Here is a 26,729-nt window from a genome sequence, read left to right on the forward strand (position 1 = left end):
CGAGCCTGCTCCGATGAGCGTGGGCCCCACCCGCGACGGCCGGGCCGCCGCGGCGGACCCGCTGCGCGCGACCGAGTCGTGGTTCCTCCACCACGGGCTGGCCTACTTCGTCCCCGACGAGCGCCGGCGGGCCCGCGAGGCGCTGCGCCCCCGGCGGTTCCTGCCGCTGGCGGTGCTGACCGTGCTGGTCGCGCTGGCCGGGGGAGTCGCGGTCGCCTGGCTGTCGGACCAGGTGACGGCGGCCCCCGCGCTGCTGCTGACGGTCGGCGTGCTCGGCGCGACGGCGTACGCCCTGACCTCGCTGCGGACCCGCCCGATCGTGGTGTGGGCGCTGCGCCGCGGGCTGGGCAGCCTGCGCACGCTGCTGCCGATGATGAGCCGGGCGCTGCCGCTGCTGCTGCTCTTCGTGATGTTCCTCTTCGTCAACGCCGAGGCCTGGCAGCTCGCGGCGAGCCTGTCGACCGGCACCCTCTGGCTCGTCGTGCTGCTCTTCAGCCTGCTCGCGGTCGCCTTCCTGCTGGTCCGGCTGCCCGAGGAGGTCGACCGCACCGACGACGACGTCGACGACGACTTCCTGCTGCGCGCCTGCGCCGGCACGCCGTTGGAGCAGGAGTGCCGCGCGCTGGTCGACGACCCCACCGCCGACCCGGCGGCGCACGCCACGGTCGCGGGCTTCGAGCGGTGGAACCTCGTGCTCGTCCTCGTCGTCATCCAGGCCGTGCAGGTGCTGCTGCTCGCCGCGACGGTGCTGGTCTTCTTCCTGGTCTTCGGCGGCCTGGTGATGGACATCGAGGTGCAGTACGCCTGGACCGGCCTGCCCGAGGGCGCGATCCGCAACCTGCCCTACCTCGACCAGGTCTCGGTGCCGCTCTTCCAGGTCTCGCTGTTCCTCGCCGCCTTCTCCAACCTCTACCTGACCGTCTCCACGGTCACCGACGAGACCTACCGCGAGCAGTTCTTCGGCAGCGTGCTGCGCGAGATGGAGCGGGCCGTCGGCGTCCGCGCGGTCTACCTCGCCCTGCGCGAGCGCCGGGCCTGACCGGGCACGGCTGGACCAGGGGACCGGCTCCGGTTTCCCCACCTGCGCGGACGGGCACCGGGTCCCTCGACCTGACGTCACCCCTGCGACGTCACCTGAGAAAGGACAGCCATGGGCTACGGACTCGGAGTCTTCCTCCTCGTCGTCGGACTCATCCTCGCGCTCGCCGTCGAGGACGCCATCAGCGGCGTCGACCTCACGATGGTCGGCTGGATCATGACGATCGGCGGGATCCTCGTGCTCGTCCTGACCGCCGTCACGCTCAACAGTCGGCGCGCCCGCGGCGGCGCGGTCTCCACGACCACGCACGCCGACGGCTCGCAGACCGTGCAGCGCCAGGAGCCGCCGGCGGTCTGAGCGGGACCCGGCACCACCCACCAGCACCCAGCACGAGCTACGGACCACCCGGTCGGCCCCCGCCGACCGGGTGGTCCTGGTTTTGGGGGCCGTCCGCGCCCCGCGGTAGTCTGCTCCGGTTGCCCGAAGGAGGGCGACCGCCGTCAGAACGGCCGCGGAACCAGAGTGCCCGGGTGAACAGGCCCCGGCGCGCCGCGCAGCAACCAGGCCCTCGTGGCCGGAAGGAGCCCGCATGTCGATCGGTACCGACGCGGAGACCAAGAAGCGGATCATCGCCGAGTACGCCACGACCGAGGGCGACACCGGCTCGCCCGAGGTGCAGATCGCGCTGCTCAGCCACCGGATCTCGCACCTGACCGAGCACCTCAAGCAGCACAAGCACGACCACCACAGCCGTCGTGGTCTGCTCCTGCTCGTGGGCCAGCGCCGCCGGCTGCTGAACTACCTGCAGAAGACCGAGATCGCCCGCTACCGGTCGATCGTCGAGCGTCTCGGCCTGCGCCGCTGATCTCCCGCAGAGGGTCCACTCCGGTGGGCCCTCTGTGCTTTTCCGGGGTCCGCCCCGGGCAGCGCGGCCACGCGGCCGTCCTGCGCTAGATTCTCCAACTGAACACCTCCACCAGGAGCGACCCGCCGTTCTGGCCCGGTCCTCGGTAGTGGCCCTCAGGAAGGACGCCCCGCACGGGGCGCTCCTGCGGGCCTCGATCGAAGATCGGCCTTCTGAAGCGGGACGCTGCGGATCGCTCCGCGACAGACAAGGGACACACCTCTTGACCGACCCCGTCATCTCCGCCGTCGAGACCGTTCTGGACAACGGCAAGTTCGGCACCCGCACCGTCAAGTTCGAGACGGGCCTGCTGGCCCGTCAGGCCGCCGGCTCCGTCACGGCGTACCTCGACGACGACACGATGCTGCTCTCGGCGACCACCGCCGGCAAGCAGCCCAAGGACCACTTCGACTTCTTCCCCCTGACGATCGACGTCGAGGAGCGGATGTACGCCGCGGGCAAGATCCCCGGCTCGTTCTTCCGGTCCGAGGGTCGCCCGGGCGAGGACGCGATCCTCACCTGCCGCCTCATCGACCGCCCGCTGCGCCCGACCTTCAAGAAGGGTCTGCGCAACGAGGTCCAGGTCGTCATCACCGTCCTCGCGCTGAACCCCGACGCGCCGTACGACGTGCTCGCCATCAACGCGGCCTCGATCTCCACCCAGCTCTCCGGCCTGCCGTTCTCCGGCCCGGTCGGCGGCGTGCGCGTGGCCCTCATCGACGGCCAGTGGGTCGCCTTCCCGACGCACAGCCAGCTCGAGGACGCCGTCTTCGACATGGTCGTCGCGGGTCGCGTCACCGACACCGGCGACGTCGCGATCATGATGGTCGAGGCCGAGGCCACCGAGACGACCTTCGCGAAGGTCCAGAACGGTGCCCAGGCGCCCACCGAGGAGGTCGTGGCCAGCGGCCTCGACGCCGCGAAGCCCTTCATCAAGCAGCTGTGCGAGGCGCAGGCCGAGCTGGCCGCCGCCGCCGCGAAGCCGGTCCAGGACTTTCCGGTCTTCCTCGACTTCGAGGACGACGTCTTCGCCGCCGTCGAGTCCGCCGCCAAGGCCGACCTCGCCGCCGCGATGAAGATCGCCGACAAGACCGAGCGCAACGACCGCACCGACGAGCTCAAGGACTCGGTCCTCGAGAAGGTCGGCGCGCAGTTCGAGGGTCGCGAGAAGGAGATCGGCGCCGCCTTCCGCGCGCTGAACAAGCAGCTCGTCCGCGAGAGCATCCTGCGCGACAAGATCCGCATCGACGGCCGCGGCCTGGCCGACATCCGGCCGCTGCACGCCGAGGTCGGCGTGATCCCGCGCGTCCACGGCTCCGCGCTGTTCGAGCGTGGCGAGACCCAGATCCTGGGCGTCACCACCCTCGACATGCTCAAGATGGAGCAGCAGCTCGACACCCTCTCCCCGGAGAAGTCGCGCCGCTACATGCACAAGTACGTCTTCCCGCCGTTCTCCACCGGCGAGACCGGCCGCGTCGGCTCGCCGAAGCGCCGCGAGGTCGGCCACGGTGCGCTCGCGCGCCGCGCGCTGCTGCCGGTGCTGCCGGACCGCGAGGAGTTCCCCTACGCGATCCGCCAGCTCTCCGAGGCCATGGGCTCCAACGGCTCGACCTCGATGGGCTCGGTCTGCGCCTCGACGCTGTCGCTGCTGCAGGCCGGTGTGCCGCTCAAGGCGCCGGTCGCCGGCATCGCGATGGGCCTGGTCTCCGGCGAGATCGACGGCAAGACCGAGTACGTCGCGCTGACCGACATCCTCGGCGCCGAGGACGCCTTCGGCGACATGGACTTCAAGGTCGCCGGCACGCGTGACTTCGTCACCGCGCTGCAGCTCGACACCAAGCTCGACGGCATCCCTGCCGACGTGCTGGGTGCGGCGCTGAAGCAGGCCCGCGACGCCCGCCACACCATCCTCGACGTCATGGCCGAGGCCATCGACGCCCCCGAGGAGATGTCGTCCACCGCGCCGCGGATCATCACGATCAAGATCCCCGTGGACAAGATCGGCGAGGTCATCGGCCCGAAGGGCAAGGTGATCAACCAGATCCAGGACGACACCGGCGCCTCGATCTCCATCGAGGACGACGGCACCATCTACATCGGTGCCACCAACGGCGAGGCCGCCGACGCCGCCCGCTCCGCGATCAACGGCATCGCCAACCCGACGATGCCCGAGGTCGGCGAGCGCTACCTCGGCACCGTCGTGAAGACGACGAACTTCGGTGCGTTCGTCTCGCTGCTGCCCGGCAAGGACGGCCTGCTGCACATCAGCAAGCTGCGCCCGCTCGCCGGCGGCAAGCGCGTCGAGGCCGTCGAGGACGTCCTCTCGGTGGGTCAGAAGATCCAGGTCGAGATCGGCGAGATCGACGACCGCGGCAAGCTCTCCCTCGTCCCCGTGGTCGAGGAGACCGCGGACGCCGAGGGCGCCGAGGCCGAGGCGACCGAGGAGGCCTGACCTCCATCGTGGCTCCACGGACCACGACGACCGGCCGGCAGACCCCTGCCGGCCGGTCGTCCCGTTCTGACGACAAGACGCCGGTGACCGAGACCCTGCAGACGGTGCGCGACGCCGCCGGTCAGGTGACCTCGACCGTCCGGCGTACCGTCCTGCCCGGCGGGCTCCGGGTCATCTCCGAGCAGATGGCCGGCGTCCGCTCCGCGACGATCGGCGTGTGGGTGGGGGTCGGCTCGCGCGACGAGTCCGAGACCCTCCACGGCTGCTCGCACTTCCTCGAGCACCTGCTCTTCAAGGGCACGGCCGAGCGCTCGGCGTTCGACATCTCCATCGAGCTCGACGCCGTGGGCGGGGAGGTCAACGCCTTCACCGCCAAGGAGTACACCTGCTTCCACGCGCGGGTCCTCGACGAGGACCTGCCGCTGGCCGTCGACGTGCTCGGCGACATGGTGACCGGCTCGCTGCTCGAGGACGTCGACGTCGAGGCCGAGCGCGACGTCATCCTCGACGAGATCGCGATGCACGACGACGACCCCGACGACGTCGTGCACAACCTCTTCGCCGAGCAGGCGTGGGGGAGCGACTCGCCGCTGGGCCGCGGCATCGCCGGCACGGTCGAGTCGATCACCGCGCTGAGCGCCGACCAGGTGCGCGCGTTCTACGCCGAGCACTACCGCGCCTCTCGGATGGTCGTCGCGGTGGCCGGCGCCGTCGACCACGAGGTGCTCCTCGCCCAGGTGGCCGAGGCCTTCGGTCGCCACGGCTTCCTCGACGGCACCGACGAGCCGGTCCCGCCCCGCGCGGGCGACCCGTGGCTGCCCGTCGCGCCGGGCACCGTGTCGACGACGCGGCCCTTCGAGCAGGTCAACGTCGTGCTCGGCATGGAGGGGCTCGCCCGCAACGACGAGCGCCGCTTCGCCCTGGGCGTGCTCAACACGGCACTGGGCGGCGGCACCTCGAGCCGGCTCTTCCAGGAGGTGCGCGAGCGCCGGGGGCTCGCCTACTCGGTCTACTCCTTCGCCAGCAGCCACGCCGACTCCGGCCTGGTCGGCGTCGCGGTGGGCTGCCTGCCGGCCAAGTACGACGAGGTGCTGGCCACCGTGCGCGCCGAGCTGGCGCGCGTGGCGGCCGAGGGGATCGACGCCGAGGAGCTGGCCCGAGGCAAGGGCCAGCTGCGCGGCGGGCTGGTGCTCGGGCTGGAGGACTCCGCCTCGCGGATGTCCCGGCTCGGCAAGGCGGAGCTGGTCTACGACGAGCTGCTCTCGATCGACGAGGTCATCGCCCGGATCGACGCCGTGACGCTCGACGACGTCCGCGAGGTCGCCGCCGAGGTGTTCGCGCGGCCCGAGGTCCTCGCGGTGGTCGGCCCGGCCTGAGCCGTCCGCCCCTCGTGCCCATGTGCGCGTCGTGCTCGTCCGCTACCGGACGAGCACGACGACGGCCGCGCAGGCGGCCGCCCACAGCACCGAGGTGAAGGTGCCGATGATGAACCGCTCCGCGGTGCCCTCGCCCTCGGCCCGCAGCTCCGGGTAGCGGCCCAGCCCCTTGAGGGCCAGCACGACCGCCAGCCCCTCGGGCCACGACGTGACCAGGGTGGCGTAGATGGCGGCGCGCTCCAGCGCACCGATCCAGGCGCCGCCGCGGAGCACCCGCCCGGCGCGGTCGAGCGAGGACCCGGTGTCCTCCCGGTCGACGAGCGCGAAGACGCGTGCGGTGACCGGGCCGCCACCGGCGACCGCCAGCACCCCGCCCAGCACGACGAGCACCGCGGTCAGCGGCCGGCCGTCGACGACGACGGAGGTCGGCACGGCGGCCAGCAGGCCCGCCAGCACGAGCAGCCCGGCCGCGGCGGGCACGAAGACCCGCTCGCCGGCCCGGGTCCAGGCCGGCAGCGCCGTCGCGGCGCCGAAGGCGACCAGCACGACGACGAGCTGCCCGAGGTTCTCCGCGCTCACGGTCCCTCCGTCCCGAGCACCCGTGCGGCCAGGGTGGTCGCCAGCTCGTGGGCCCGACGGGACTCCACGATGCCGGCAGCCTGGGCGCGCTGGCTGACCGCGGACTGGCTGATGCCCAGGCGCCGGCCGACCTGCTCGTAGGTCAGCCCCTCCGCCACGAGGTCGGCCACCTCCCAGCCCCGGTCGGTACGCCGGGCGAGCACCGCCGCCCACAGCCACAGCGTGGTCTCGAGCGAGCGGGTGTCGGGGTGCTCGCCCACGACGCGGAGCCCCCAGGGGCTGCTCTTCGCCGCGGTGACGGCCTCACGGGCGCAGAGGTACGCCGGCCCCCGACCGGCCCGCGCGCTCGCGGGCAGGGGCTCCTCCACGGGGCCGAGCCCGATGCCGACGTACCACCCCTCGCGGCGCAGCAGCGCCCCGGCGACGGCGACGAGGGCCTCGGGCCGGTCGATGACGCCCTGCAGCTCGTCGCCGGCGGTGCGCTCGAAGGGACGCAGCAGCTGCGCCTCGGGGGCGGCCGTGACCTCGGTGATCTCGGCGAGCAGGTCGGGGACGCGGTCGGAGCCGCTGCGGCTGCTGCGCTGGTCGATGGTCAGGACGGCGACGGTGCGTGCCACGTCGACCTCCTCACCACCCGGGGGCGTCCCAGTCCCACCAGGCTACATTAGGGAATTGCCTAATGTCGACCGGTCATCAGGTCACAGCCTTCAGCGGCGGGACCCGAAGGGCGATCAGCGGCGGCCGATGATGCCGACGACGGCCGGCTGCTTCTGCTCGATGACCGAGACGCGGAAGCCGACCTCGGCCAGCGAGGCCGACGCCTTCGCGATCATCTCCTGCACCTGGTCGGGGAAGCGCACCTCGTAGAAGAGGAAGACCGCGCCGCCGGGCAGCAGCCGCTCGTGGAGCAGGGCGACCTCGTCGTGGCAGGAGCGGACCCAGAAGAGGTTCACGTTGAACGCGAAGACCTTGTTCAGCCGCTTGACCGGCACCCGCAGCGTGGCGAGGTCGATCTGGCGGACCGTGAGCCGGCCCGCGTCGACGTGCTTCTGGTTGCGGCGCTTGGTCCGGTCGACGCCGGACTCCGAGCGGTCGATCGCGAACATCTTGCCGGACTCGAGCTTCGCGCAGATCGCCTCGACCCCAGCCCCGGGTCCGCACCCGATCTCCAGCACGTGGTCGGAGGGCTGGACGTCCATGAAGTCCACAGCCCAGCGGATGCGCGCCGGGATCGCCTGCACAGCCATGGGGTCAACCTTGCCAGAACGGACCGACCGGTGGGTGCGGCGGTCGGTCCTACTAGCGTGGCCACGTGAGCAAGAACATCAAGGTGGGCGTGCTGGGCGCGCGCGGGAAGGTCGGCGCGGAGGTCTGCGCGGCCGTCGAGGAGGCCTCCGGTCTCGAGCTCGTCGCGCGTGTCGACGCCGGTGACGACGTCGCGGGGCTCGTCGACGCCGGGGCCGAGGTGGTCGTCGACTTCACCCACCCCGACGTGGTCATGGACAACCTCCGCTTCTGCGTCGAGCACGGCATCCACGCCGTCGTCGGCACCACCGGCTTCGACGACGAGCGGCTCGAGACGCTGCGCGGTTGGCTGGCCGACGCCCCCGGCGTGGGCGTGCTGGTCGCCCCGAACTTCTCCATCGGCGCGATCCTGATGATGCGCTTCGCCGCCGCGGCCGCGCCGTTCTACGAGTCCGTCGAGATCGTCGAGCTGCACCACCCCGACAAGGCCGACGCCCCCTCGGGCACCGCCCGCCGCACCGCCCAGCTCGTGGCCGCCGCCCGGCGCGACGCCGGGCTCGGGCCGGTCCCGGACGCCACCAGCACCGCCCTCGACGGCGCCCGCGGCGCCGACGTCGACGGCATCCGCGTGCACGGCCTGCGCATCCGCGGGCTCGTCGCCCACCAGGAGGTCGTGCTCGGCGGGGTGGGGGAGACCCTCACCATCCGCCACGACTCCCTCGCCCGCTCCTCCTTCAGTCCCGGCGTCCTCGCCGGCGTCCGCGCCGTCGCCGACCACCCCGGCCTCACCGTCGGCCTCGAGCACTTCCTCGACCTGGACTGATCGCGCCCGTTCCTTCTGCTCCCTGGCCGGTCGGCCCCTGGTCGGTCGATCCGCCGCGGTGGCGCTGTAGTCCGTGACGTTCGGGTGGCGGATCCGGCGAGATGCCCTGCCGAACGTCACGGACTATCCCGGCGGCGCCCCGCGGGCTGTGGACAACGTGCCGTCGCGTGCCATCGGGTGCCGGCGCGCGCCATCCTGGCGGCGGGCTCAGGTGAGCAGGCGGGCCAGGGCGGCGACGAGGGCCGAGCCGAAGACGACGAGCAGGAACGGCGCGCGCAGCAGGAGCAGCACCACCGCGGCGCCGAGGCCGACCAGCCGGGCGTCGGCGACCAGGCGCTGGCCGTCGCCGACGACCTGGACGGCCACCAGCGCCGCGAGCAGGGCGACCGGGATCAGGTCGGCGACGCGGGAGACGACGGGCCGGTCGAGGACGCGGGCCGGCACCGAGAGGCCGGCGAGCTTGAGCAGGTAGCAGCCGACGCCGGCGACCAGCACGGCCGCCCACACGCTCACGGGCCGACCTCCGGCCCGGGTGACGCCGCGCCCCGCGGACGCAGCGCGCCGACGAGCAGCGCGACGCCCGCGGCGACCAGGACGGGTACGCCGGCGGCGGTGAGCGGCACCGCACCGACCGCGACGGCGGCCGCGGCGACCGCGACGAGCCGGTTGCGCAGCGTGTCGAGCCGCGGCCACAGCAGCGCGAGGAACGCCGCCCCGACGGCCGCGTCGAGCCCGTAGTCGCGCGGGTCGCCGATCACGGTGCCGGCGACGGCGCCGACCAGGGTGGCGAGGTTCCAGAGGACGAACACCGAGCCGCCGGTGACCAGGAAACCCAGCCGCGCGGCCGGCCGGCTCCCGCGGGCCACGGACATCGCAGTCGACTCGTCGATGACCAGGTGGGCCGCGGCCGCGCGCCGCCACCCGGCGTACCCCAGGAGCGGCGCGAGCCGCAGGCCGTAGAGCGTGTTGCGCGTGCCGAGCATGAGCGCGGTGAGCGCGCCGGAGAGCGGGGCGCCGCCGGAGGCCACGACGCCGACGAGCGCGAACTGGGAGGCGCCGGTGAACATCAGCAGCGACAGCACGCACGTCTGCCACACGTCGAGGCCGGCCGCCACCGACACGGCGCCGAAGGAGGTGCCGTAGACCCCGGTCGCGATCCCCACGCCCAGGCTGTCGCGGACGATCCCCGTCCGCTCGGCCGGGTCGAGCGTCCCTGCCACCGCCGCCTCAGTCGAGCCGGGTGTGCAGCCGGACCTGCTTGACCGTCGTCGTGCCGGAGCCGTCGAGGTCGAGCTCGCGGTGCGCGCCGTCGGCCGCCCAGCCGGCGGAGGTCAGGAAGGCCCGCAGCGCGTCGTCGGTCGCGACCGCCCACAGCACGGCGCGGCCGAAGTGGTCCGCGCGCATGGTGTCAGCCGCGGCCTGGAGCAGCCGCGACCCGTGCCCGCGGCCGCGCTCGGCCGGGTCGACGGTCAGCTCGGCGAGCTCGGCGTCGGCGACCGGGTCGCAGTCGGGGTCGCCGGCGGGGCCGACGACCGCGAAGCCGACGACCCGGTTGTGCTCGAGGGCGACCAGCGCGCGGTGGCGGGCGTCGGCCGGCCGGGTGAGCGAGGCGTGCCAGGCCGCGGCCGCCTGCTCGACGGCCTCCGGCCCGGTCGGGAAGGACTCGGGCGGCAGCACGGCGGCGTACGTCTCGGGCCAGGTGCGCAGCTGCAGCGCCGCGATCGCCGCGGCGTCGTCCGCCCAGGCGACCCGGACGCTCACGTCGGCCGTCGTCATGACCGCATCCTCGCAGCACGACAGGCATGTGACACCGGGACCGCGCAGGTGCTGTGACCTGTCACACATCGGTGCTAGCGTGCCGGCATGGAGCCGGGGACCGACCGCAGCGCGACCGTGGAGCCGCGCGACCCGATGCCCGACGGCTACCGCCGCACGCTGGTGCGCCAGATCGCCCAGCACGCGCACTCCGAGATCATCGGCATGCAGCCGGAGGGGGAGTGGATCGCCTGCGCGCCGAGCCTGCGCCGGAAGGCGATCCTGATGGCCAAGGTGCAGGACGAGGCGGGCCACGGCCTCTACCTGTACGCCGCCGCGGAGACGCTCGGCACGAGCCGGGACGACCTGCTCGAGGCGCTGCACACCGGCCGGCAGAAGTACTCCTCGATCTTCAACTACCCCACGCTCACCTGGGCCGACGTCGGCGCGATCGGCTGGCTGGTCGACGGCGCGGCGATCGTCAACCAGGTGCCGCTGTGCCGCTGCTCCTACGGCCCCTACGCCCGCGCGATGGTGCGCATCTGCAAGGAGGAGTCGTTCCACCAGCGGCAGGGCTTCGAGATCCTGCACACCCTCAGCCACGGCACCCCCGAGCAGCACGCGATGGCGCAGGACGCGGTCGACCGGTTCTGGTGGCCCTCGCTGATGATGTTCGGCCCGCCGGACGCCGACTCGCCGAACACAGGGCAGTCGATGGCGTGGGGGATCAAGCGGTTCACCAACGACGAGCTGCGCCAGCGGTTCGTCGACATCGCCGTGCCCCAGGCGGAGGCGCTCGGGCTCACGCTGCCCGACCCGGAGCTGCGCTGGGACGAGGAGCGCGGCCACTGGCACTTCGGCACGCCCGACTTCTCCGAGCTCGCCGAGGTCGTCGCCGGGCGCGGGCCGCTCAACGCCCAACGGCTGGCCCACCGCATCCGCGCGCACGAGGACGGCGCGTGGGTGCGCGAGGCCGCCGCGGCTCACGCCGCCAAGCGGGCGGCCCGCACGCCTGGGCAGGAGCCGGCGGCATGAGCGCCGAGTGGCCGCTGTGGGAGGTCTTCGTCCGGGCCCGCCGGGGGATGTCCCACGTCCACGTCGGCTCGCTGCACGCCCCCGACGCGGAGATGGCGCTGCGCAATGCCCGCGACGTCTACACCCGCCGCCAGGAGGGGGTCTCGCTGTGGGTGGTGCCGTCGTCGGCGGTCGTCGCCTCGACCCCCGACCTGCAGGGCTCGTTCTTCGAGCCGGCGGCCGACAAGGACTACCGCCACCCGACGCACTACACGGTCCCCGAGGGGGTCGAGCACCTGTGAGCACCCCAGCGCCTGGCTCGGACGCGACCGCCACCTACCTCCTCGGCCTGGCCGACGACGCGCTGGTGACCGCCCAGCGCCTCGGCTGGTGGGTGAGCCGCGCGCCCGAGCTGGAGGAGGACGTCGCGCTCGCCAACATCGGCCTCGACCAGCTCGGCCAGGCCCGCGGCCTCTACACGGTGGTCTGCGACCTGGAGGGCGCCGGTCGCACCGAGGACGACCTCGCGTACCTCCGCGACGCGTCGGACTTCCGCAACGTGCTGCTCGTCGAGCGGCCGCAGGAGGACTTCGCGGTGTGCGTGGTCCGGATGCTGCTGCTCGCAGCCTGGCAGTCCGAGGTGTACGCCGCGCTGGCGTCGCGCGAGGGCCCCGCACGGGGGGTCGCGGCGAAGGCGGTGAAGGAGGTGGCCTACCACCTCGACCACGCCGCGCAGTGGGTGCTGCGGCTCGGTGACGGCACGGCGCTGTCCCACGAGCGGGCGCAGGCGGCGCTGGACGCGGAGTGGCCGTTCCTGGCCGAGCTGCTGGAGCCGGACCCGGCCGCGGTCGCCGCGGGCCACCCCGACCCGCCGTCGCTGCGCGAGGCCGTGCTGGCCCGCATCGTGCCCGTGCTGACGGCGGCCACGCTGGTCGTCCCCGAGCAGTCCACCGGCCAGCCCACCGGCCAGCCCACCGGTGGCCGCCGGGGCCACCACACCGAGCACCTGACCGACCTGCTCGCCGAGATGCAGCAGGTGGCCCGAGCCCACCCGGGAGCCACGTGGTGAACGACCTGACCCTGAGCACCAGCGCGGTCCGCTCGCGCAGCGCGTGGGAGATCGCGGCGGCCGTGCCGGACCCCGAGCTGCCGGTGGTGACCATCGGGGACCTCGGCATCCTGCGCGACGTCACCGAGAACGACACCGGCTGCGTGCACGTGCAGATCACCCCGACCTACTCCGGCTGCCCGGCGGTGGAGACGATCCGGGCCGACCTCGTCGAGCGCCTCACCTGCGCCGGCTTCCGCCGGGTCGACGTCGAGCTGGTGCTGTGGCCGGCCTGGACGACCGACTGGATCACCGAGCGGGGCCGGGTGCGGCTGCAGGAGCACGGCATCGCCCCGCCGGCCTCGACCCGCACGCTCGGCGGCCCGGTCGCCGTCGAGATCGCGGTGCGCTGCCCGCGCTGCGGCAGCCCGGAGACGCGCGAGGTCAGCAGGTTCGGGTCGACGGCCTGCAAGGCGCTGCGCGTGTGCCGGTCGTGCCGGGAGCCGTTCGACCACGTCAAGCCGATCTGAGCGCGCGGTGCCGTTCCACGCGCTCGAGGTCGCCGACGTCGAGGAGCTGACCGACGAGGCGGTGGCGATCAGCCTCCGCGTGCCGCCGGAGCTCGCGGCGGCGTACACCTCGACCCCCGGCCAGCACGTCTCGCTGCGCACGCCCGGCGACGCCGAGCGCCGGTCCTACTCGCTGTGCACCGCCCCCGCGCCGGACCTGCTGCGCATCGGCGTCAAGCGGCTGCCCGGTGGCGCCTTCAGCGACGGCGTCGTCCGCACCCTGCGCCCCGGCGACCGGCTGGAGGTGATGACGCCGACCGGCTCGTTCACCGTCGCGCCCGACCCGACCGCGCAGCGCCGCTACGGCGCGGTCGCCGCCGGCTCCGGGATCACCCCGGTGCTGCCGATCGTGGCTGCGCTGCTGGAGGGCGAGCCGCGCTCGCAGGTCACGCTGGTGCGCGTCGACCGGACGCAGCGCTCGGTGATGTTCCTCGACGAGGTGCACGACCTCAAGGACCGCTTCCCCGGGCGGCTGCAGCTGCTGCACCTGCTGACCCGCGAGCAGCAGGACGTCGAGCTGCTCTCCGGCCGGCTCGACGCCGACCGCGCCCGCCGGCTGCTGGACGTCTTCGGCCTCCACGACGTCGAGGAGTGGTTCGTCTGCGGGCCCCAGCAGCTGGTCGCCGACCTGCGCGACGTGCTGCCCGGCCGCGTGCACACCGAGCTGTTCCACGCCGACGCCGTGCCCCGGCCGCCGGTGGTCGCGCCGACCGTCGCCGGCGCGGCCCACGTCGTCGTCCGCCGCGACGGGCGCAGCACCGAGCTGGCCCTGCGCCCCGACGGCCCGCCGGTGCTCGAGGCCGCGCTCGCGGTCCGCGGCGACCTGCCCTGGGCGTGCCGCGGGGGAGTGTGCGGCACCTGCCGGGCCCGGGTGGTCGAGGGCAGCGTCGCGATGGACGCCGCCTGGGCGCTCGAGCCCGACGAGGTGGCCGCCGGGCACGTGCTGACCTGCCAGGCCCACCCCACCTCCGACCGGGTGGTGCTGGACTTCGACGCCTGAGCGCGGGGCGGCCAGCCGGTCCGGCGGGTCTCGAGACGGTTGCTTGCGCAACCTCCTCGACCAGCCGGTGCCTGGGTGAACGGCCCGAGGGCCGATGGGTACCTTCGCGCCATGGAGATTCGCAACCTCGGAGCGAGCGGCCTGAAGATCTCGGCCATCTCGTACGGCAACTGGCTCACCCACGGCTCCCAGGTCGAGGAGGACGCCGCGCTCGCCTGCGTGCGGCAAGCCCTCGACGAGGGCATCACGACCTTCGACACCGCCGACGTCTACGCCAACACCGCGGCGGAGACGGTCCTCGGCAAGGCGCTGGCCGGCGAGCGGCGCGAGGGGCTGGAGATCTTCACCAAGGTCTACTGGCCCACCGGCCCCGGCAAGCACAACGACCACGGTCTGTCGCGCAAGCACATCATGGAGTCGATCAACGGCTCGCTGAAGCGGCTCGGCACCGACTACGTCGACCTCTACCAGGCCCACCGCTACGACTACGAGACCCCGCTCGAGGAGACGATGGAGGCCTTCGCCGACGTCGTCCGGTCCGGCAAGGCGCTCTACATCGGCGTCTCGGAGTGGCGCGCGGAGGAGATCCGCGCCGCCCACGCGCTCGCGCGCGAGCTGCGGGTCCCGCTGGTCTCCAGCCAGCCGCAGTACTCCATGCTCTGGCGCGTCATCGAGGCCGAGGTCGTCCCGACCTGCGAGGAGCTCGGCATCGGGCAGATCGTCTGGTCGCCGATCGCGCAGGGCGTGCTCACCGGCAAGTACCAGCCCGGTCAGGCACCGCCGGAGGGCTCGCGCGCGACCGACAGCAAGGGCGGCGCCGACATGATCGGCCGCTGGATGCAGGACGACGTGCTCACCCGCGTCCAGCAGCTCAAGCCGATCGCCGACGACGCCGGGCTGTCGATGTCGCAGCTGGCCGTCGCCTGGGTGCTGCAGAACGACAACGTCTCCTCCGCGATCATCGGAGCCAGCCGGCCCGAGCAGGTCACCGAGAACGTCAAGGCCGCCGGGGTCGCCCTCGACGACGCCGTCATGAAGGCGATCGACGAGGTCCTGGACCCGGTCGTCGAGCGGGACCCGGCGAAGACGCAGTCGCCGGAGCGCCGCCCGTCCTGAGGGCCGGCCCACCGTCGTCGCGGCGGGGGACCGCGAGCCACGCGGCCCCCGCCGTCGCCAGCACCAGGCCGGCGGCGACGGCGACCCCCCAGCCCTCGCGCACGCCGTCGTCGAGCAGCAGCACGCCGACGAAGGCCGGCACGAACGTCTGCCCCACGATCATCGGTGCGGTCGTCGCCGAGACCTGGTCGGAGTGCAGGCCCAGGCTGTAGAGCCAGAACGCGACCAGGCTGTACGCCGGCACGGCCAGCGCGGCCGCGACCACCGCCAGGTCGAGCGGCGTGCCGATGCCGCGCACCGCGACCGCGGACCCGGCGTACCCCAGTCCGGCGAGGGTGCCCAGCGCCCCGCCGCCGAGCCGGCGGCCGGTGAGCGCGAGCACGGCCAGCACGACGACCCCGCCCCAGACCAGCGCGCCGAACGCCGTCGAGGTGACCAGCCCGCCGGGCTCGCCGGAGCCGACGGCCAGCAGCACCAGGCCGCCGGTCACCACGACCACCGCCGACCAGCCCGCCGGCCCGAGCCGCTCGCCCAGGAGCGTGGAGGCCAGCGCGGTCACCGGGAACGACATCGCCACCGCGGCCTGCGCGAGGTAGAGCGGCAGCAGCCAGATCGCCACCGCGTGCAGCACGAACCCGGCGAGGTAGGCCGCCACGACCGCCATCGTCCACGGGTCGCGCACGGCGTGCCGCACGAAGGCGACCAGGTCGTCGGGCCGCTGCTCCCGGCGGCGTACGCCGTGGGCCTGCGCGACCGCGCCGACCCCGAACAGCAGCGCCCCCGCCAGGCCGGCGGCCAGCCCCAGCCAGCTCACCGGGCGCTCATCGCGGGCTCACCGGTGGCTCACCGGTAACGCTCGGGGAGCTCCTGGCCGATCTTCACCTGCGCCTTGGGCAGCCGCATGAACTTCATCTGCATCGCGCGGGTCACGGCGTAGTAGGTCGTGCCCTTCATCGGCTCCTCGGGGAACCGGCGCGCGAGCTCGCGGCGCAGCCGGAACCGCAGGAAGACCATGTCGAGCACGACGAGCAGCACCGTGCCGAAGAGGATCGAGTTGCCGATGCCGGCGAGCCGCTGGTTGCCGGAGTAGCCGAGCACCATCGTCACGATCAGCAGCGGGATCATCAGCTCGATGATCGAGAACCGGGTGTCGACGAAGTCGCGCACGAAGCGGCGCACCGGGCCGCGGTCGCGGGGGAGGTAGTAGCGCTCGTCGCCGGCCTTCATGGCGGCGCGCACCTGCTGGCTGGACTCCGCCCGGGCCTGGCGCTGGGCACGGGCCATCTCCTTGCGGGTGCGGGGGACCTTCGCACGAGCACGCGCGGCAGCCTCCGCCTCCTTGCGGGTGGGGGTGGGACGGCCCTTGCCGCCGACCTTGGTCGGGACGGGCTCGGAGGAGACGACGGTCTCGGACTTGCTGCGACGGAACACGGAGGCCTTCTGCGGATGACGGACGGGCACGCCCAGCCTACCGGCGCCTCGCCGCCGGTTGCCGTCGAGCCGTAGGGTGAGGTGCACCCCGCAGGTCGTCCCCGAAAGGCCGTACCCGATGAGCTTGATGAAGCGCCTCAGCCTGATCTTCCGATCGAAGGCCAACAAGGCCCTCGACCGGGCCGAGGACCCCCGCGAGACGCTGGACTACAGCTACCAGCGCCAGCTGGACCTCCTCTCCAAGGTACGCCGCGGGGTGGCCGACGTCGCCACCAGCCGCAAGCGGGTGGAGCTGCAGGTCAACCAGCTCGAGCAGCAGGCGGCCAAGCTGCAGGACCAGGCCCAGAAGGCGATCGACATGGGCCGCGAGGACCTCGCCCGCGAGGCGCTGACCCGCAAGTCCGCCCTCGCCGGCCAGATCAGCGACCTGCGCGCCCAGCAGGCCCAGCTCCAGGGCGAGGAGGAGAAGCTCACCCTCGCCCAGCAGCGGCTGCAGGCGAAGGTGGAGTCCTTCCGCACCCGCAAGGAGACGATCAAGGCGACCTACACCGCCGCCGAGGCCCAGACGCGCATCAACGAGGCGATGTCTGGCATCGGCGACGAGATGGGCGACGTGGGTGCCGCGATCCAGCGTGCCGAGGACAAGACCGCGCAGATGCAGGCCCGCGCCGGCGCCATCGACGAGCTGATCGCCTCCGGCGCGCTCGACGACGCCAGCTCGCTCAACCGCGGCGACGACATCGCCCGCGAGCTCGAGGCGATGAGCTCGCAGTCCGACGTCGAGGCCGAGCTGGCCCGGATGAAGGGCCTCAACGCCCCCTCGCGGCCCGACGCGATCGAGTCCGGCGCCACCGGCGACGACATCCTGGTCGCCGAGCCCGAGAAGGTGGAGCGCCCCCGCGAGGAGGGCTGACCCCTCCCCGCCCCGCGACGCCTGCACGAGACCCACGAGAGCCCCGCCGGACCCCGGCGGGGCTCTTGCTTGTCCCGGCACGCGAGACTGGGGCCATGGCCAAGTCGCGGTTCGTCGGTGATCCTGGGCTGACCGCCCGGATGACCCTGGTGATGTTCCTCCTGGGCGGGCTGTTCGTCGCCCTCATCGCGGGGCTGATGGTGGTCTTCGGCAACTCGCCGGGACTGGTGCTCCTCATCGGCATCGGCGGCCTCGGCGTCGCGTGGTACCAGTGGTGGACCTCCGACAAGGTCGCGATGCGCGCCATGCGGGCCCGGGAGGTCACCCCGCAGGAGGCGCCGGAGCTGCACGGCATGATCGACCGGCTCTGCGCCCTGGCCGACATGCCCAAGCCCCGCGTCGGCATCGCCGACATGGCGATCCCGAACGCCTTCGCCACCGGCCGCTCGCCGGACCGCTCGGTGGTCTGCGTGACCACCGGCATCCTCGGCACCCTCACCGCCGAGGAGCTCGAGGGCGTCCTGGCCCACGAGCTCTCCCACGTCGCCCACCGCGACGTGCTGGTGATGACCGTGGCCTCCTCGGCCGGCATCGTGGCGGGGATGCTCACCCAGGGTGCGCAGTACGGCGCGATGTTCGGCGGCAACCGCCGCGACAACAACAACGGCCTGCCGGTCTGGCTGCTCGTCCTGGTGATCAGCATGATCACCTACGCGATCAGCTTCCTGCTGCTCAAGGTGCTCTCGCGCTACCGCGAGCTCTCCGCCGACCGCGCCGGTGCCTACCTGACGATGAAGCCGCACGCGCTGGCCTCGGCGCTGCAGAAGATCACCGGCGAGATGAACGCGATCCCCGAGCGGGACCTGCGCGCCTCGCAGTCGATGAACGCCTTCTTCATCGCCCCGGCGCTCAAGGGCGTCTCGCTGCGCACGCTCTCCTCGACCCACCCGTCCCTGGAGCAGCGGCTCGAGCAGCTGGCCCGGATCCAGGCCGAGCTGGGGCGGCCGGGCGCCTGATGGGGTTCCTCGACTCGATCCTGGGCCGCTCGAAGCCCAAGCAGGCCAACCTCGACGCGCTGTTCATGGTGCCCAGCGCCGCGATCACCCTGCAGACGACGCTCGGCCTGACCCCGACCGGCGACGGCTCGGTCTGCTACCGCGCGGCCGCCGGGGCCGGCTTCTCCCAGACCCAGACCGACGTGCTGGAGCTCCTCCGCGACGCCGCCGACGCCCCCGACGTCGAGGTGAGCGGCGACTCGTTCGGCTTCACCTGGCTCCAGGTCCACCGCGCGGCGGACGACACCTCCGGGCTCTGCACCGACCTGCACGCGGTCAACACCGGCCTGGAGGCCGAGGGGTTCGGCCCGGCCCTGCTGTGCTCGCTGGTGCCCTTCGCCGACCCGAGCGGCCGCCGCGTCGGGCTGGTCTACCTCTACAAGCAGGGCACGTTCTACCCCTTCGCGCCCGCGCCCGGAGGTGGCCAGCACCGCGACAACCTGCTGGAGATCCAGGTCCGCGACGTGCTCGCCGCGGAGCTGCCGGTCGAGCAGGAGATGTCCCGGTGGCTCGCGATCTGGGGCGCCCCCGGGCTCTAGCGCGGACCGTGACCGGATCGTGACACCGGGCGGGCGGCGTACGACGTCACCTGGTGCGGTCATCGGTCGTTGTGTCGCCGACGGCAGGTCCTGGAGCAGCGCCGTACGATCCCCCTCACCCCCACGAACGGAGAGCCGCGCGGTGACCGCCACCCACGAGACCGACGAGGTCCGCGTCGCCCAGATCGGTGAGTACCAGGTCATCACGCGGCCACCCCGCAGCGACCTGGTCGCCCTGGTCGAGATCGCAGCCCAGGTCGCCCAGGTGCCCCTGGCGACGATCAACCTGATCACCGACACCCACCAGCACCAGATCGCGACCGCCGGCTTCGACGCCTCGGTCTGCGCGCGCGAGGACTCGATGTGCAACGCGGTGCTGCACGAGCCGGCGCCGGTGGTGCTGGAGGACGCCAGCAAGGACCCGCGCTTCGCCGAGAACCCGTTCGTGACCGGCGAGATCGGGGACGTGCGGTTCTACGCCACCCACCAGCTGCGCACGCCCAGCGGCGTCGTCATCGGCACGCTGTGCGTCTTCGACACCCAGCCGCGGACGATCACCGACGAGCAGGAGCACGCGCTCCAGGCGCTCGCCGACCGGGTCGTCGACCTGCTCGAGCTCGAGCTGCGCACCCGCGAGCTCAGCGCCTCGGTCGAGCGGCTCGAGGAGGTGCAGACCGAGCTGCGTCGCTCCAACGAGCAGCTGGCCGCCTTCGCCGGCCAGGTCAGCCACGACCTGCGCAACCCGCTGACCGCGGTGTCGATGGCGCTGCGGATGCTCTCCGACGAGATCGCGGAGAAGGAGGCCGAGCGGGAGCCGGGCCTGCAGTACCTCCTGGCGCGCGCCATCAGCGGTGCCGGGCGGATGCAGTCGCTCATCGACGACCTGCTGGCCTTCGCCCGCCTCGGCGGCGAGCTGCAGCGCCGGCCGGTGGACCTCGACGCGGTCATGCGCGACGTCGTCGACGACCTCTCGACCGCGCTGCAGGGCGCGACCCTGGTGGTCGAGCCGCTCCCGGTCGTCACCGGCGACCCCGTGCAGCTGCGGGCCGTGCTGCAGAACCTCGTGGCCAACGCCGCGAAGTTCACCCGGCCGGGGGAGAAGGCCCACGTCACCGTCTGCGCCGACAAGCAGGACGGCGCGTGGCGCATCGCGGTCGTCGACCGCGGCATCGGCGTCCCGGCCGAGCAGCGGCACCGCGTCTTCCAGCCGCTCGCCCGGGTCGACGACTCCGTGGAGGGGTCGGGCATCGGCCTGACCACCTGCCGCCGGATCGTCGAGGCGCACGGCGGCCGGATCGGGCTGGAGGAGTCGCCGGAGGGCGGCACGACCGCCTGGTTCCAGCTCCCGGAGGCCTGAGGCCCGAAGCTCGGGGCCCGAGGCAGCCGGGCCGTCAGTCCTTCTGGGTGCGGCCCGGCAGCGCGAGCATCCGCTCGAGGGCGACGAGCGCCCACTTCTCGGTCTCCGGGTCGACGGTGATCTGGTTGGGGACCGTGCCGGCAACGAGCGACTCCATCGCCCAGACGAAGTGCGGCAGGTCGATCCGGTTCATCGTCGAGCAGTAGCAGACCGTCTTGTCGAGGAAGACGATGTTCTTGTCCGGGTGGGCGTTCGCGAGCCGCTTGACCAGGTTGAGCTCGGTGCCGATCGCCCAGCTCGAGCCGGCGGGCGCCGCCTCGATGGTCTGGATGATGAACTCCGTCGACCCGACCAGGTCGGCCTTGAGGACGACCTCGTGCTGGCACTCGGGGTGGACCAGGATGTTGACGCCGGGGATGGTCGCGCGCAGCTCGTCGACGACGGCGGGGGAGAAGCGGCCGTGCACGGAGCAGTGGCCCTTCCACAGGATCACCTTCGCGTCGCGCAGCTGCTCGGGGGTCAGTCCGCCGCCGGGGCGCAGCGGGTTCCACACGACGCAGTCGTCGAGGGTGAGCCCCATCTTCTGCACCGCGGTGTTGCGACCGAGGTGCTGGTCGGGGAGGAAGAGGATCTTGGCGTCGGGCTTCTGCTCGAAGGCCCACTCCAGTGCGACCTCGGCGTTGCTGGAGGTGCACACGACGCCGCCGTTGCGGCCGCAGAAGGCCTTGATGTCCGCGCTGGAGTTCATGTACGTCACCGGCACGACCGAGTCGACGACGCCGGCGTCCGCGAGCGCGTCCCACGCGTCCTCGACCTGCGCCAGGCGGGCCATGTCGGCCATCGAGCAGCCGGCCGCGAGGTCGGGCAGGACGACCTTCTGGTCCGGGCCGGTGAGGATGTCGGCGGACTCGGCCATGAAGTGGACGCCGCAGAAGACGATGAACTCGGCCTCCGGGCGCGCGGCCGCGTCGCGCGCGAGCTTGAAGGAGTCGCCGGTGACGTCGGCGAACGCGATGACCTCGTCGCGCTGGTAGTGGTGGCCCAGCACGAAGACCCGGTCGCCCAGCGCCTCCTTCGCGGCGCGGGCGCGCTCCACGAGGCCCGGGTCGGAGGGCGCGGGCAGGTCGCCCGGGCACTCGACGCCCCGCTCGGAGGTGCGGTCGGTGCCGCGGCCGAGGGGGAGGAGCGGGAGGTCGACGGTCGTCATGGGCCGGATCCTATTCGCGTCGGGTGGTCGCGCTCACAGCAGCGCACCTGAGTGAACGTACGGAGCGGGCGGCTTCATCCCGCGCAGCCCGAGGTAGCCGTCCTGCCGCAGCTCCAGGCCCGCCGCGAGACCGACGTCGAGCGCCCACTGGTTGGCCGCGGTCACGTGCGCCACGGTCACCGGACCCGACGACTCCGCCAGCGCCGCCCACAGCAGCCGCGTCGCCGTGCGCCGGTCGGACGCGGCCAGCAGGCCCGGCCGGCCGCGCTCGTCGACGTAGACGTAGCCGCGGCCGGTGGAGGTGTCGGAGACCAGCAGCCGCCAGGTGCGCAGCATCAGCTCGTGGTCGGGCCCGTGCCCGGCGCCGCGGGTCAGCCGGTCGAGGCTGTCCATCAGGTCCACGTCGCCCGCCGAGCCGTCGCGGACCTTCTCCACCACGGGGATCGCGTCGCGGTCGACGATGCCGGTCAGGTGCATCTGCGGGTGCAGCTCGAAGCCGGCCCGGTGGTAGGTCCGCACCGCGCGGGGGTCGCTCGAGGAGGAGAGCATCCCGCGCAGGCACGCCCGGCCGTGGTGCAGCGCGGCCGCGAAGAGCGGGCGCCCGACGCCCTGCCCCTGGCGGCCCGGCAGGACGGCGTACGTCGCCAGGCACCAGAGCGTCTCGCGGCGCAGCGAGGTCGCGATGCCGACGACACCGGTGCCGTCCTCGGCCACCCAGCACCCCTCGGGGTCGGTGCGGACCAGGTGCCGGGTGCGCTCGGTCCAGGCCGCGCTGTGCACGGGCGTGCGGTCGGCCGGCTCCGGGTCGGTCACGCGGCGGTCGCGTCGGTCGACCTCCAGGAAGGCCAGACCGCTGACGCGCTCGGCCGCCTCGACGTCGTCCTCGGTCATCGGCCGGATGATGAGGTCGTCCACGGCGCGACCCTAGGTCGGACAGGATGGCGGCATGCGCATCCTCGTCGCCCCGGACAAGTTCGCGGGCACGCTGACCGCCGTGGAGGCCGCCGACGCCGTCGCGGCCGGCTGGCGGCGCCAGGCACCCCTCGACGAGCTCGACCTGTGCCCGATGGCCGACGGCGGCCCGGGCTTCGTCGACGTGCTGCACGCCGCGCTCGGCGGCGAGCTGCTGGCGGTGACGGTGCGCGGGCCGTTCGGCGAGCCGGTGCCGGCCACGCTGCTGGTCGCCGGCCCGACGGCGTACGTCGAGAGCGCGCAGGCGTGCGGCCTCCACCTCACCGGCGGGCAGCGGGCCGAGGAGGCGTCGACGTACGGCGTCGGCGAGCTCGTGTCCGCGGCCGTCGCGGCCGGGGCCGAGGAGGTCGTGGTCGGCCTGGGCGGCAGCGGCACCAACGACGGCGGCGCCGGCCTGCTCGCCGCGCTCGGCGCGACCGCCGACCGCCCGCTCGACGCCGGCGCGGCCGGGCTGGCCGGCATCACCCGGGTCGCGTTGCCGGCCGTGGGCGCCCGCCTCGTCGCCGCCACCGACGTCGACAACCCGCTGACCGGGCTCTTCGGCGCCACCAAGACCTTCGGGCCGCAGAAGGGCGTGCCCGAGGAGCGGCTGCCCGCCCTCGACGGACTGCTCGAGGAGCTCGCGACCGCCGTGGACCGCCGCACCTCGCTGGAGAAGGGTGCCGGCGCCGCGGGCGGGCTCGGCTTCGCGCTCCTGGCCCTCGGCGCGCGCCGCGAGCCAGGGATCGAGCTGGTCGCCGGGGCCGTCGGGCTGGCCCGGCGCGCCCGGGCGGCCGACCTGGTGGTCACCGGCGAGGGCGCCTTCGACTTCTCCAGCCGCTCGGGGAAGGTGCCCTACGGCGTCGCCGCGACGGCCGCCGAGGCGCTGCGCCCCTGCGTGGCGCTGGCCGGCCAGGTGCTCGTCGGCGCCCGCGAGATGCGCGCCCTCGGTGTGGAGTCGGCGTACTCCCTCGTCGACCTGGTGGGGGAGGAGCGCGCCTTCGGCGACCCCGCGGGCTCCCTGGCCGACCTCGCCGCACGGGTCGCCCGGACGTGGTCCCGGGAATAACCGGTGGTGTGCGACGATTGAGGTCGTTCGAACGAGCAGCACCGTCCCCGCTATCCCTGGGAGCAACACATGACCGAGCAGGTGGACACCACCACTGAGCGCCGCACCGACCAGATCAACCTGAGCGCGGTCGCGGCGTCGAAGGTGAAGAGCCTCCTCGAGCAGGAGGGCCGCGACGACCTCGCGCTGCGCATCTCCGTGCAGCCCGGTGGCTGCTCGGGCCTGCGCTACCAGCTCTTCTTCGACGAGCGCACCCTCGACGGCGACGTCACCACCGACTTCGACGGCGTCACCGTCGTCGTCGACCGGATGAGCGTCCCCTACCTCAACGGCGCGATGATCGACTTCGTCGACAGCATCGAGAAGCAGGGCTTCACCATCGACAACCCCAACGCGACCGGCTCCTGCGCCTGTGGAGACTCCTTCCACTGACGTACCAGCCACTAGAACGGCCCCCGAGGACACCGTCCTCGGGGGCCGTTCTGCTCTGGTGCGTTCAGTCCAGGTGCAGGTGCAGCGCGTTCGCCAGCCGCTGGGCGGCCTCGTCGACGCGGATGTCGCGCTTGGCGACCTCGCGGGGGAAGTCGTCGAAGTGGATGCTCGGCACGGGCGCGGCGGCCGCCCGGCGGACCCGGTCCAGGGGCAGGTTGCGGCCGACCGCGAGGCAGTCCTCGCGCATCTCCTGCAGCGTCGCGGCGTCGTCGTAGGCCCGGCGGGGCGCGGGGTCCGGGGTGGGGCTCGAGGGCGTCGTCGGAGGCGTGGTCGAGGGCGTCATGCGTTCGACGCTAGGGGCTACCGCGGGGTAGTCCCACGAGTACCGATCGGTAGTGTTCCGTGTCATGCCTTCCCCTCGGCCGCTGCTCATCGCCGGCTCGATCGCCACTGACCACCTGATGACCTTCCAGGGCAGGTTCGAGGACTCCCTGGTCGTCGAGCAGCTGCACAAGCTCTCGGTCTCGTTCCTGGTCGACGACCTCGAGATCCGGCGCGGCGGCGTGGCGCCGAACATGTGCTTCGGCCTCGGCCGGCTGGGCCTGCGACCCGTGCTGGTCGGCGCCGCCGGCGAGGACTTCGGCGACTACCGCTCCTGGCTGGAGCGGCACGGCGTGGACTGCTCGCACGTGCGCATCTCCGAGAGCAAGCACACCGCGCGGTTCGTGTGCACCACCGACACCACGATGGCGCAGTTCGCCTCGTTCTACCCCGGCGCGATGGCCGAGGCGCGGCTCATCGAGCTCGCCCCGATCGTCGAGGTCGTGGGGGAGCCGGAGTACGTCCTCATCGGCGCCGACGACCCCGACGGCATGCTCCGCCACACCGACGAGTGCCGCCAGCGCGGCTACGCCTTCATCGCCGACCCCAGCCAGCAGCTGGCCTTCGGCGAGGGCGACCTGATCCGCCGCCTCGTCGACGGGGCCGCGCTGCTGTTCTCCAACGAGTACGAGTCGCACCTGATCGAGCAGAAGACCGGCTGGTCGGCCGACGAGGTGCTCGACCGGGTCGGCACCCAGGTCACCACGCTCGGCGCCGACGGCGTCAAGGTCCGCCGCAAGGGCGAGCCCGACATCGTGCTGCCCGCCGCCAAGGACGTCCGCGCGGTCGAGCCCACCGGGGTCGGCGACGCGTTCCGCTCCGGCTTCCTCGCGGCGCTGACCTGGGGCGTCGGCCTCGAGCGGGCCGCGCAGGTCGGCTGCGTGCTCGCGGCGTACGTCGTGGAGACGGTCGGCACGCAGGAGTACTCCTTCACCTCCGAGCAGTTCCTCGGCCGGGTCGAGCACTCCTACGGCGCGGAGGCCGCGGCCGACGTGCGGCCGCACCTGGTCTGAGGCTCGCCCTGCGCGCCCGGCTCGGCGCTGCGGGTCAGGCCGTGCGGCGCACCAGGTAGCGCGGCGACCCGTCGGGGGCGGTGTCCTCACCGGCGTACTCCTGGCCGCGCATGCGGCACCACGCCGGCACGTCGGTGCGCGCCGCCACGTCGGTGGCGACGACCGCGAGCAGCTCGCCGACCGCCACCTCGCCGATCCGTCGGCCGAGGTGGATGACCGGCAGCGGGCAGAGCATCCCGCGGCAGTCCAGCTCGAGGGCGACCTCCGGTCCGGCGCTCACAGGCCCACCTCGGCGCGGATGCCGGCGACGACCTCGGGCAGCGCCGCCAGGAAGCCGTCGACCTCGGCCTCCGTGGTGTCCCGGGCCAGCGAGACCCGGACGTTGCCGTGGGTGAGCGCGCCCATCGCGGCCAGCACGTGGCTGGGCTCGAGCGTCGACGCGGTGCACGCCGAGCCGCTGGCGACCCCGAAGCCGCGGCGGTCGAGCCCGTCGACCAGCGCCTCGCCGTCGACGTAGAGGCAGGAGAAGGTCACCAGGTGGGGGAGCCGGTCGACGGGATCGCCGACGACCTCGGTGTCGGGCACGCGCGCGGCGCCCTCGCGGATGCGGTCCACCAGGGCTGCCTGCCGCCGCCCGACCTCGTCGCGCTCGGCGACCACGGCCTGCAGGGCGGCCGCGGCCGCGAGGGCGGCCGGGACGTTCTCGAAGCCGGTCGCGCGCTCGTCGACCCGGTCGTCACCGGGGAAGGGGTTGCGCCAGCGCGCGCCCTTGCGGATCAGGAGCACGCCCACACCGGCCGGTCCGCCCCACTTGTGGGCCGAGAGGGCCGCGGCGTCCCAGCCGGCCGGCAGCGGCAGGCGCCCGCCGGCCGCGCACGCGTCGACGAAGAGGGGTACGCCGCCGGCGGCCAGCGCGGCGGACACCTCGGCGACCGGCTGGACGGTGCCGACCTCGTGGTTGGCCGCCTGCACGGCCGTGACCGCCACGCCGGGAGCGGCCGCCGCGCGCGCGACCGCGTCGGGGGAGACCCGCCCCGACCGGTCGACCTCGACGGCGACGTGGTCGCCGGGCACCCAGGCCGCGGCGTGCAGCACCGCGGAGTGCTCCACGGCGGAGTGGACGACCGCGTCGCCGTGCCGGGCGCGCCCCGCACGCAGCCCGAGCAGCCCGCGGTGGACCGCGTCGGTGCCGGAGGCGGTGAAGGTGACCTCGTCGGGCCGCACGTCCAGGCAGTCCGCGACGACCTCGCGCGCGTTGTCCAGCAGCAGCCGCGCCGAGCGTGCCGAGCGGTGCAGGCGGCGGGGGTCGGCGTACCCCTGGTCGAGCGCGGCGAGCAGCGTGCGGCGTGCGGCCGGGTGCAGCGGCTCGGACGAGGCGGCGTCGAGGTAGCCGTGCGCGGCGGGCCCGCCGGGCGCCGCGGCCCCGGAGGCGGAGGTCACAGCCCGAACATAGACGACCCC

Annotated in this window: 32 protein-coding genes; 19 read left to right on the top strand and 13 right to left on the bottom strand. The window is 73.5% G+C overall.

Annotation, left to right across the window (positions count from 1 at the left end; translation table 11 throughout):
• Positions 1-13: 13 nt before the first annotated feature.
• The 5 genes from QWY29_RS04825 to QWY29_RS04845 all read left to right on the top strand — a co-directional run bounded on the left by QWY29_RS04825 (position 14) and on the right by QWY29_RS04845 (position 5,771).
• On the top strand, positions 14-1,039 hold the full coding sequence (locus QWY29_RS04825; RefSeq protein ID WP_300959524.1) for a hypothetical protein: 1,026 nt from the start codon (positions 14-16) through the stop codon (positions 1,037-1,039).
• Positions 1,040-1,150: 111 nt separating this feature from the next.
• A complete protein-coding gene (locus QWY29_RS04830) occupies positions 1,151-1,396 on the top strand; it encodes a DUF6458 family protein (protein ID WP_300959525.1) in 246 nt (81 codons plus the stop codon).
• Between the two features lie 232 nt (positions 1,397-1,628).
• Positions 1,629-1,904, top strand: a complete 276-nt coding sequence (gene rpsO / locus QWY29_RS04835) for a 30S ribosomal protein S15 (RefSeq protein WP_300959526.1) — start codon at positions 1,629-1,631, stop codon at positions 1,902-1,904.
• 262 nt (positions 1,905-2,166) lie between these two features.
• Positions 2,167-4,395 (top strand): polyribonucleotide nucleotidyltransferase, encoded by a 2,229-nt coding sequence (locus tag QWY29_RS04840; RefSeq protein WP_300959527.1) that lies wholly within the window; start codon positions 2,167-2,169, stop codon positions 4,393-4,395.
• An 83-nt stretch (positions 4,396-4,478) separates the two neighbouring features.
• Positions 4,479-5,771 carry a M16 family metallopeptidase gene (locus QWY29_RS04845; RefSeq protein ID WP_300959528.1) on the top strand — a complete coding sequence of 431 codons (1,293 nt, stop codon included), beginning with the start codon at positions 4,479-4,481 and terminating at the stop codon, positions 5,769-5,771.
• Between the two features lie 42 nt (positions 5,772-5,813).
• On the opposite strand, the gene QWY29_RS04850 is transcribed toward QWY29_RS04845, so the two are convergent.
• The 3 genes from QWY29_RS04850 to QWY29_RS04860 form a co-directional block, all read right to left on the bottom strand.
• Positions 5,814-6,350: a hypothetical protein gene (locus QWY29_RS04850; protein WP_300959529.1), complete on the bottom strand. Its 537-nt coding sequence runs from the start codon at positions 6,348-6,350 to the stop codon at positions 5,814-5,816.
• Positions 6,347-6,967, bottom strand: a complete 621-nt coding sequence (locus QWY29_RS04855) for a sigma factor-like helix-turn-helix DNA-binding protein (RefSeq protein WP_300959530.1) — start codon at positions 6,965-6,967, stop codon at positions 6,347-6,349. The genes QWY29_RS04850 and QWY29_RS04855 overlap by 4 nt, the downstream gene beginning before the upstream one ends.
• Before the next feature lie 114 nt (positions 6,968-7,081).
• Positions 7,082-7,597, bottom strand: coding sequence for a class I SAM-dependent methyltransferase (locus QWY29_RS04860; protein WP_300959531.1), 516 nt, complete (start codon positions 7,595-7,597; stop codon positions 7,082-7,084).
• Positions 7,598-7,662: 65 nt separating this feature from the next.
• Between QWY29_RS04860 and dapB the strand changes: the two genes are divergently transcribed.
• A complete protein-coding gene (gene dapB, locus QWY29_RS04865; protein WP_300959532.1) occupies positions 7,663-8,418 on the top strand; it encodes a 4-hydroxy-tetrahydrodipicolinate reductase in 756 nt (251 codons plus the stop codon).
• Between the two features lie 207 nt (positions 8,419-8,625).
• On the opposite strand, the gene QWY29_RS04870 is transcribed toward dapB, so the two are convergent.
• Genes QWY29_RS04870 through QWY29_RS04880 form a run of 3 tightly spaced genes read right to left on the bottom strand, consistent with a single transcriptional unit; the run spans position 8,626 to position 10,194 of the window.
• The gene (locus QWY29_RS04870) at positions 8,626-8,931 is read right to left on the bottom strand and encodes an AzlD domain-containing protein (RefSeq protein ID WP_300959533.1); all 306 of its coding nucleotides are present in this window, start codon (positions 8,929-8,931) and stop codon (positions 8,626-8,628) included.
• Positions 8,928-9,638 carry an AzlC family ABC transporter permease gene (locus QWY29_RS04875; protein WP_300959534.1) on the bottom strand — a complete coding sequence of 237 codons (711 nt, stop codon included), beginning with the start codon at positions 9,636-9,638 and terminating at the stop codon, positions 8,928-8,930. The genes QWY29_RS04870 and QWY29_RS04875 overlap by 4 nt, the downstream gene beginning before the upstream one ends.
• 7 nt (positions 9,639-9,645) lie before the next feature.
• Positions 9,646-10,194, bottom strand: coding sequence for a GNAT family N-acetyltransferase (locus QWY29_RS04880; protein ID WP_300959535.1), 549 nt, complete (start codon positions 10,192-10,194; stop codon positions 9,646-9,648).
• Between the two features lie 87 nt (positions 10,195-10,281).
• Between QWY29_RS04880 and paaA the strand changes: the two genes are divergently transcribed.
• From paaA to QWY29_RS04910, 6 genes are all read left to right on the top strand, one after another.
• Positions 10,282-11,208: a 1,2-phenylacetyl-CoA epoxidase subunit PaaA gene (gene paaA, locus QWY29_RS04885; protein WP_300959536.1), complete on the top strand. Its 927-nt coding sequence runs from the start codon at positions 10,282-10,284 to the stop codon at positions 11,206-11,208.
• Positions 11,205-11,489: a 1,2-phenylacetyl-CoA epoxidase subunit PaaB gene (gene paaB, locus QWY29_RS04890; RefSeq protein ID WP_300959537.1), complete on the top strand. Its 285-nt coding sequence runs from the start codon at positions 11,205-11,207 to the stop codon at positions 11,487-11,489. The genes paaA and paaB overlap by 4 nt, the downstream gene beginning before the upstream one ends.
• The gene (gene paaC / locus QWY29_RS04895; protein WP_300959538.1) at positions 11,486-12,256 is read left to right on the top strand and encodes a 1,2-phenylacetyl-CoA epoxidase subunit PaaC; all 771 of its coding nucleotides are present in this window, start codon (positions 11,486-11,488) and stop codon (positions 12,254-12,256) included. Before paaB ends, paaC begins: the two co-directional genes overlap by 4 nt.
• Entirely contained in the window at positions 12,253-12,765 is a 513-nt protein-coding gene (gene paaD / locus QWY29_RS04900; protein WP_300959539.1) for a 1,2-phenylacetyl-CoA epoxidase subunit PaaD, read from the top strand. The genes paaC and paaD overlap by 4 nt, the downstream gene beginning before the upstream one ends.
• Before the next feature lie 7 nt (positions 12,766-12,772).
• Entirely contained in the window at positions 12,773-13,804 is a 1,032-nt protein-coding gene (locus tag QWY29_RS04905; protein ID WP_300959540.1) for a 2Fe-2S iron-sulfur cluster-binding protein, read from the top strand.
• Positions 13,805-13,915: 111 nt separating this feature from the next.
• The gene (locus QWY29_RS04910; protein ID WP_300959541.1) at positions 13,916-14,920 is read left to right on the top strand and encodes an aldo/keto reductase family protein; all 1,005 of its coding nucleotides are present in this window, start codon (positions 13,916-13,918) and stop codon (positions 14,918-14,920) included.
• Here the strand turns inward: QWY29_RS04910 and QWY29_RS04915 are convergent.
• Together QWY29_RS04915 and QWY29_RS04920 are read right to left on the bottom strand one after the other, a co-directional pair.
• Positions 14,835-15,734 (bottom strand): hypothetical protein, encoded by a 900-nt coding sequence (locus QWY29_RS04915; protein WP_300959542.1) that lies wholly within the window; start codon positions 15,732-15,734, stop codon positions 14,835-14,837. The two genes, QWY29_RS04910 and QWY29_RS04915, sit on opposite strands and share 86 nt — an antisense overlap.
• A gap of 29 nt (positions 15,735-15,763) precedes the next feature.
• Positions 15,764-16,351 carry a DUF3043 domain-containing protein gene (locus tag QWY29_RS04920; RefSeq protein ID WP_300959543.1) on the bottom strand — a complete coding sequence of 196 codons (588 nt, stop codon included), beginning with the start codon at positions 16,349-16,351 and terminating at the stop codon, positions 15,764-15,766.
• Positions 16,352-16,469: 118 nt separating this feature from the next.
• On the opposite strand from QWY29_RS04920, the gene QWY29_RS04925 reads away from it, so the two are divergent.
• From QWY29_RS04925 to QWY29_RS04940, 4 genes are all read left to right on the top strand, one after another.
• Positions 16,470-17,264 (top strand): PspA/IM30 family protein, encoded by a 795-nt coding sequence (locus QWY29_RS04925; RefSeq protein WP_300959544.1) that lies wholly within the window; start codon positions 16,470-16,472, stop codon positions 17,262-17,264.
• A gap of 95 nt (positions 17,265-17,359) precedes the next feature.
• Entirely contained in the window at positions 17,360-18,280 is a 921-nt protein-coding gene (gene htpX, locus QWY29_RS04930) for a zinc metalloprotease HtpX (RefSeq protein ID WP_300959545.1), read from the top strand.
• The gene (gene pspAB / locus QWY29_RS04935; RefSeq protein ID WP_300959546.1) at positions 18,280-18,858 is read left to right on the top strand and encodes a PspA-associated protein PspAB; all 579 of its coding nucleotides are present in this window, start codon (positions 18,280-18,282) and stop codon (positions 18,856-18,858) included. The genes htpX and pspAB overlap by 1 nt, the downstream gene beginning before the upstream one ends.
• Before the next feature lie 142 nt (positions 18,859-19,000).
• Complete coding sequence (locus QWY29_RS04940) at positions 19,001-20,215, top strand: sensor histidine kinase (protein WP_300959547.1); 1,215 nt, start codon at positions 19,001-19,003, stop codon at positions 20,213-20,215.
• A 34-nt stretch (positions 20,216-20,249) separates the two neighbouring features.
• On the opposite strand, the gene nadA is transcribed toward QWY29_RS04940, so the two are convergent.
• Both nadA and QWY29_RS04950 read right to left on the bottom strand, forming a co-directional pair.
• The gene (gene nadA / locus QWY29_RS04945; RefSeq protein ID WP_300959548.1) at positions 20,250-21,422 is read right to left on the bottom strand and encodes a quinolinate synthase NadA; all 1,173 of its coding nucleotides are present in this window, start codon (positions 21,420-21,422) and stop codon (positions 20,250-20,252) included.
• Positions 21,423-21,455: 33 nt separating this feature from the next.
• Positions 21,456-22,337 (bottom strand): GNAT family N-acetyltransferase, encoded by an 882-nt coding sequence (locus QWY29_RS04950; protein WP_300959549.1) that lies wholly within the window; start codon positions 22,335-22,337, stop codon positions 21,456-21,458.
• Between the two features lie 31 nt (positions 22,338-22,368).
• Between QWY29_RS04950 and QWY29_RS04955 the strand changes: the two genes are divergently transcribed.
• Positions 22,369-23,442: a glycerate kinase family protein gene (locus QWY29_RS04955; protein WP_300959550.1), complete on the top strand. Its 1,074-nt coding sequence runs from the start codon at positions 22,369-22,371 to the stop codon at positions 23,440-23,442.
• Positions 23,443-23,511: 69 nt separating this feature from the next.
• On the top strand, positions 23,512-23,874 hold the full coding sequence (gene erpA / locus QWY29_RS04960) for an iron-sulfur cluster insertion protein ErpA (protein WP_300959551.1): 363 nt from the start codon (positions 23,512-23,514) through the stop codon (positions 23,872-23,874).
• Between the two features lie 64 nt (positions 23,875-23,938).
• Here the strand turns inward: erpA and QWY29_RS04965 are convergent, their stop codons facing one another.
• The gene (locus tag QWY29_RS04965) at positions 23,939-24,217 is read right to left on the bottom strand and encodes a hypothetical protein (protein ID WP_300959552.1); all 279 of its coding nucleotides are present in this window, start codon (positions 24,215-24,217) and stop codon (positions 23,939-23,941) included.
• 64 nt (positions 24,218-24,281) lie between these two features.
• Here QWY29_RS04965 and QWY29_RS04970 point away from each other — a divergent pair, with 64 nt between their 5' ends.
• On the top strand, positions 24,282-25,268 hold the full coding sequence (locus QWY29_RS04970) for a carbohydrate kinase family protein (protein ID WP_300959553.1): 987 nt from the start codon (positions 24,282-24,284) through the stop codon (positions 25,266-25,268).
• A 34-nt stretch (positions 25,269-25,302) separates the two neighbouring features.
• On the opposite strand, the gene QWY29_RS04975 is transcribed toward QWY29_RS04970, so the two are convergent.
• Both QWY29_RS04975 and QWY29_RS04980 read right to left on the bottom strand, forming a co-directional pair.
• Positions 25,303-25,548, bottom strand: a complete 246-nt coding sequence (locus QWY29_RS04975; RefSeq protein WP_300959554.1) for a sulfurtransferase TusA family protein — start codon at positions 25,546-25,548, stop codon at positions 25,303-25,305.
• Positions 25,545-26,708, bottom strand: a complete 1,164-nt coding sequence (locus QWY29_RS04980) for a cysteine desulfurase family protein (RefSeq protein ID WP_300959555.1) — start codon at positions 26,706-26,708, stop codon at positions 25,545-25,547. Before QWY29_RS04980 ends, QWY29_RS04975 begins: the two co-directional genes overlap by 4 nt.
• Positions 26,709-26,729 lie beyond the last annotated feature (21 nt).

It is taken from the genome of Nocardioides abyssi (assembly GCF_030412915.1).
Taxonomy (GTDB): domain Bacteria; phylum Actinomycetota; class Actinomycetes; order Propionibacteriales; family Nocardioidaceae; genus Nocardioides; species Nocardioides abyssi.